The 4,379-nt window shown below is 27.8% G+C and carries 6 protein-coding genes; all 6 read left to right on the top strand.

What is annotated here, in order from left to right:
- The first annotated feature begins 230 nt into the window (after positions 1–230).
- The gene (locus VJ881_04560; protein HKL75321.1) at positions 231–527 is read left to right on the top strand and encodes a hypothetical protein; all 297 of its coding nucleotides are present in this window, start codon (positions 231–233) and stop codon (positions 525–527) included.
- A gap of 22 nt (positions 528–549) precedes the next feature.
- On the top strand, positions 550–1,899 hold the full coding sequence (locus VJ881_04555) for a C1 family peptidase (protein HKL75320.1): 1,350 nt from the start codon (positions 550–552) through the stop codon (positions 1,897–1,899).
- A 153-nt stretch (positions 1,900–2,052) separates the two neighbouring features.
- On the top strand, positions 2,053–2,226 hold the full coding sequence (locus VJ881_04550; GenBank protein HKL75319.1) for a hypothetical protein: 174 nt from the start codon (positions 2,053–2,055) through the stop codon (positions 2,224–2,226).
- A gap of 14 nt (positions 2,227–2,240) precedes the next feature.
- On the top strand, positions 2,241–3,074 hold the full coding sequence (locus VJ881_04545) for a CPBP family intramembrane glutamic endopeptidase (GenBank protein HKL75318.1): 834 nt from the start codon (positions 2,241–2,243) through the stop codon (positions 3,072–3,074).
- A 4-nt stretch (positions 3,075–3,078) separates the two neighbouring features.
- The gene (locus VJ881_04540) at positions 3,079–3,600 is read left to right on the top strand and encodes a hypothetical protein (GenBank protein ID HKL75317.1); all 522 of its coding nucleotides are present in this window, start codon (positions 3,079–3,081) and stop codon (positions 3,598–3,600) included.
- 42 nt (positions 3,601–3,642) lie between these two features.
- Positions 3,643–4,379, top strand: a 737-nt coding sequence (locus tag VJ881_04535) for an MFS transporter (GenBank protein HKL75316.1), incomplete at its 3' end; no start/stop codon positions are given.

The following is a 4,379-nucleotide window of genomic DNA, read 5'->3' as shown; positions in this document are numbered from 1 at the left end:
GTGATTTTTTCTTCTTCAATTTCAATATTTTCTTTACTTATATTCGGGAATGATATTTCTCCAATGCCAACATTGAAAATTAAAAATAAAATTAGAAGTAAAATAATACCTTCTTCCATAACTAAAACCTCCTTTTTTAAGTGATTTAATTTTAGAAAGAGGGATATGAAATAAATTCAAGAAATATATATTAAGACTTATTTGAATACATAATTTTGGGAGGAATTTATATGGATAATGAAAGTGAAAATTTTGAAAAGGTTATTAATAGAATAGATAAATTACAGGGTAATAGTGAAATTAGATTCAAAGATTTATTTACTGATGATTTTATGATTGAATATACAAATTTTGATAATATAAACCAGATGTTTAGAGAAAGTAACTTTAAAATTAGAAATGGGGAAGATTTTGATAATATTCCTGAAAAAGAGCTAAATGATTTTATTGATAAAACTACAGAATTTTCTAATTGGGATGAAATGATTGAAAAAGCGATAACTAAATGGGTTAAAATGCAAAGTTAAAAAACAAATAGGGGGAAGTAAAATGACAAAAAAAGAAATAACCAGAGAAAAAATAAAAAGATATTCTGAAAATTTTAATAAAGATAAAACAAAAGAGGTCATAGCTGATGCAGTTATAAACAATGGTCTTAAAGATGTAGCAAAGAATTATGAATCAATTCAAAACATGCATTACGATTTTTCTGAAGAAATTGAAGTAGGAAAAGTAACCAATCAACAAAAAAGTGGGAGATGCTGGATATTTGCAGCATTAAATAATATTCGTTATAGCATCTCTGATAAATTAAATATTAAAGATCATGATTTTGAATTATCACAGGCATATAGTATGTTCTGGGATAAGCTAGAAAAGGCTAATTATTTTCTTGAAAACATTTTAGAAACCAGAGATATGAAATTAGATAGTAGAAAAGTAATGTGGCTTTTACAAAATCCAACTAATGATGGTGGTCAGTGGGATATGTTTACAGGTATAATTCAGAAATATGGTATTTTGCCCAAATATGCAATGCCTGAAAGTCATTCAAGCAGTAACTCAAGAACTTTAAATAAAATATTAAATTTAAAATTAAGAGATAATGCTAAAATTTTGAGAAAGTTAAATAATAATGGTGTCAGTTTAAATGAACTTCATAATAAAAAAGAAGATATGATAAATGAAATATATTCTATTCTATGTTATTTTTTGGGAGAACCGCCAACAGAATTTGATTTTGAATACAGAGATAAAGATGATAATTTTTATCGAGATGAAAATTTGACACCTCAAGAATTTTATGAGAAATATTCTGATTTTAAAATGAAAGATTATGTAAGTATTATCAACGCACCTACAAAAGATAAACCTTTCCACCAAACATATACAGTAGAGTTTTTAGGAAATGTAATTGATGGTCAAAAAATACATTATTTAAATCTTAAAATAGACAAATTAAAAGAACTTTCAGTAAAACAATTAAAGGATGGCGAACCAGTCTGGTTTGGTTGTGATGTTGGACAAATGTCTGATAGAGATCTGGGGATAATGGATACTGATCTTTATAATTTTGAAAAGGTTTTGGATACTGAGTTTTCTCTAGATAAAGGAGAAAGACTGGAATATCGCGAAAGTGTTTTAACTCATGCTATGGTCTTTACTGGAGTAAATCTTTATGAAAATGATGATATTGACAAGTGGAAAGTACAAAATAGTTGGGGAAAAGATGTAGGAGAAGATGGCTTTTTTGTAATGAGTGACAAATGGTTTGAAGAATATAATTACGAAGTAGTGATCAATAAAAAATATCTATCGGATGAATTATTAACTGATTATAAAAAAGAAGCAGTTGTTTTAGATCCCTGGGATCCTATGGGATCTTTGGCGAAAAAATAAAATATATCAATAATAAAATTAGAATAAAACCAGAGCAAATATCAAATTTGCTCTGGTTTTTTTTTATTTATTAGCTAATTATAAAGGAAAAAATCAACTGAAAGCAGAATTATAAAGTATAATGAATAATTATTTGGAAGGAGATTATTTTTAATGAATAAAAATATGGGAATTTATATATTTTTGCTTATATTTATTGGCACTCTCGGCCTATTGGTTAATGAGTTTATTCTTAAATGGGGGACAACTGCTACAATGTTTTTTTCTATAGCTAATATAATAGGTTTAATTTTATTAACTTATAAATCATTTAAGAAAAGAAAATAAAGAAAGGAGAAAATATGGATAGACAAATAAAAATAAAAAACAATATTATTTTTTATACTTTATTAGCTTATGGATTTACCTGGATCTTATGGATAAGTGCTATTTCGTTAGGATATAAAGATTTATCTTTTATTGAAATAATTAATTTTGAATTTGAAGATCTTAAAGAAGTATTGGCATTTTTATTATTTAGATTGGGAGTTTATGGGCCACTTGCAGCAGCAATTATTACAATATATTATAAAAAATTAAATATAAAAGAATTCTGGCAAAGAATAACTAATTGGAAAATTGAAATAAAATGGTATTTATATGTATTATTATTACCCATTTTTATTAATATAATTGTAGTACTAATTGGAATGTTAATTGGTATTCCTTTAAATAATTTTTTTAATAGCAATATTCCTTTTAATTTAGTGATAGTATATTTTATTTATGAATTATTAACCAGTGGTCTTGAAGAACCTGGTTGGAGAGGTTTTGTTCTTCCAGCACTTGAAAAAATTTATGATGCTGAAAAAGCTAGCTGGATTTTAGGTATTATTTGGGCAGTATGGCACTATCCTTATGTAATATTTTTATATTCTGGTATTGGAATAATTCCTACTATTTTTTCATTGGCTGGGTTTACAATGTCAATTATTGCACAAACTTTTATAATAACCTGGTTTTATAATAATACAAAAAGTGTTCTTGTAACAATCTTGCTCCATACCTGGTTAAATACGTCAACAACTTTTATTTTAGGAAATATTACTATAATTAATCCGGCTATGGGTATAATTCCGGGGCTGGTAAGTTGGGGAATAGTTTTTGTATTATTAAAAAATATTAAGAGAAGGTGACCATATGAGTAAGTATCTTATATTTATTATTTTACTGGTAATAGTAATTGGTGGTCTGTTATTCTACAGCAATGGTTATTTTCCAATTGGTAATAACAATAAAACTTATAAAAACAACGAAATACCGATATCTTATCCTGATCATATTTTTCCCTTATATAATGATGTTGTAGTTAATGAAGTAATTGAAGGAGAAGAAGATAGTGTTACTATTTCTTTTTTAAGTAAAGAATCTAAGGAAGAGATTAAATCATATTACAGTGATTTACTCAAAGATGCCTATCAAATTTCAGTAGAAAATAAAAAAGGAGAATATACATCTTATGGATTGAAAAATGACTATATTTATAGTATCACAGTTACTTCCAGTAAAACTAAATATGATGATAAAAATTATAACGCTATTACTACTATCGGTGTTATGCCTATGGATGAAGACATGAAAAAAGACATGGAAAATATGACTGAAAAGGAAAAAGAAGTAATGCTTATCTGGTTTAAAGCAATAAATGAAATGGATAAATAATTGAGGCTTTATTTGGATTACTAAAAAGATAGGGGGAATATAATGAATAAAAATAATGAGAATAGTAAAAGAAATTCAGAATATAATCGTTGGATAGTTTTAGTTGGTGGTTTTCTTCTTTCTTTGATGGGAGGAATGAGTTATGCCTGGGGATCTTTTGTGCTTCCCTTAGTAGAAGAATGGGGTTGGACTACTGCTCAGGCAAATTTACCCTTTACTATTATGATTATTATATTTTCTATAACTATGATACCAGCAGGATGGTTGCAGGATAAGTATGGACCCAAGAAAATAGCATTAACTGGTTCTTTGATATTTTTTGTAGGTTATAGCTTGGCAGCTCTAATGAAATATTTTCCTTCCCCTATTTGGCTTACTTTAACTTATGGAATTGGGGTGGGTATAGCCTGTGGTCTTACCTATGCAACTATAGCTCCAACTGCTCGCAAATGGTTTTCTGACAAACCAGGATTTGCTGTTTCACTGGCAGTTATGGGGTTCGGTCTGGCGGCAGTAATATTTGCTCCATTAAAAAAAGAAATGATTAAAATCTGGGGAGTAGATGGAACTCTTTTCGTATTAGGAATTATCATTACTTTGGTTGCTCTTGTTGGTTCAAGATTGATTAAGAATCCTCCGAAGGGTTGGTCTCCTCCAGCAAGTAGTAATTCTAATTCTGCAAATATTAAAGATTCTGAAATAATAGAAGATGTTCCCCCAAGAGAATTTGTAAAAACTCCTAAATTTTATATTTTGTGGTTAGCATTAGCTTCAGTTAT

Source organism: Halanaerobiales bacterium (assembly GCA_035270125.1).
Classification (GTDB): domain Bacteria; phylum Bacillota; class Halanaerobiia; order Halanaerobiales; family DATFIM01; genus DATFIM01.
This window is presented reverse-complemented; position numbering and strand designations above follow the sequence as displayed.

What these genes read in the sequence shown, in the direction of transcription:
- VJ881_04560 (HKL75321.1), top strand. Translation starts at nt 231, where the DNA reads ATGGATAATGAAAGTGAAAATTTTGAAAAGGTTATTAATAGAATAGAT.
- VJ881_04555 (HKL75320.1), top strand. Translation starts at nt 550, where the DNA reads ATGACAAAAAAAGAAATAACCAGAGAAAAAATAAAAAGATATTCTGAA.
- VJ881_04550 (HKL75319.1), top strand. Translation starts at nt 2,053, where the DNA reads ATGAATAAAAATATGGGAATTTATATATTTTTGCTTATATTTATTGGC.
- VJ881_04545 (HKL75318.1), top strand. Translation starts at nt 2,241, where the DNA reads ATGGATAGACAAATAAAAATAAAAAACAATATTATTTTTTATACTTTA.
- VJ881_04540 (HKL75317.1), top strand. Translation starts at nt 3,079, where the DNA reads ATGAGTAAGTATCTTATATTTATTATTTTACTGGTAATAGTAATTGGT.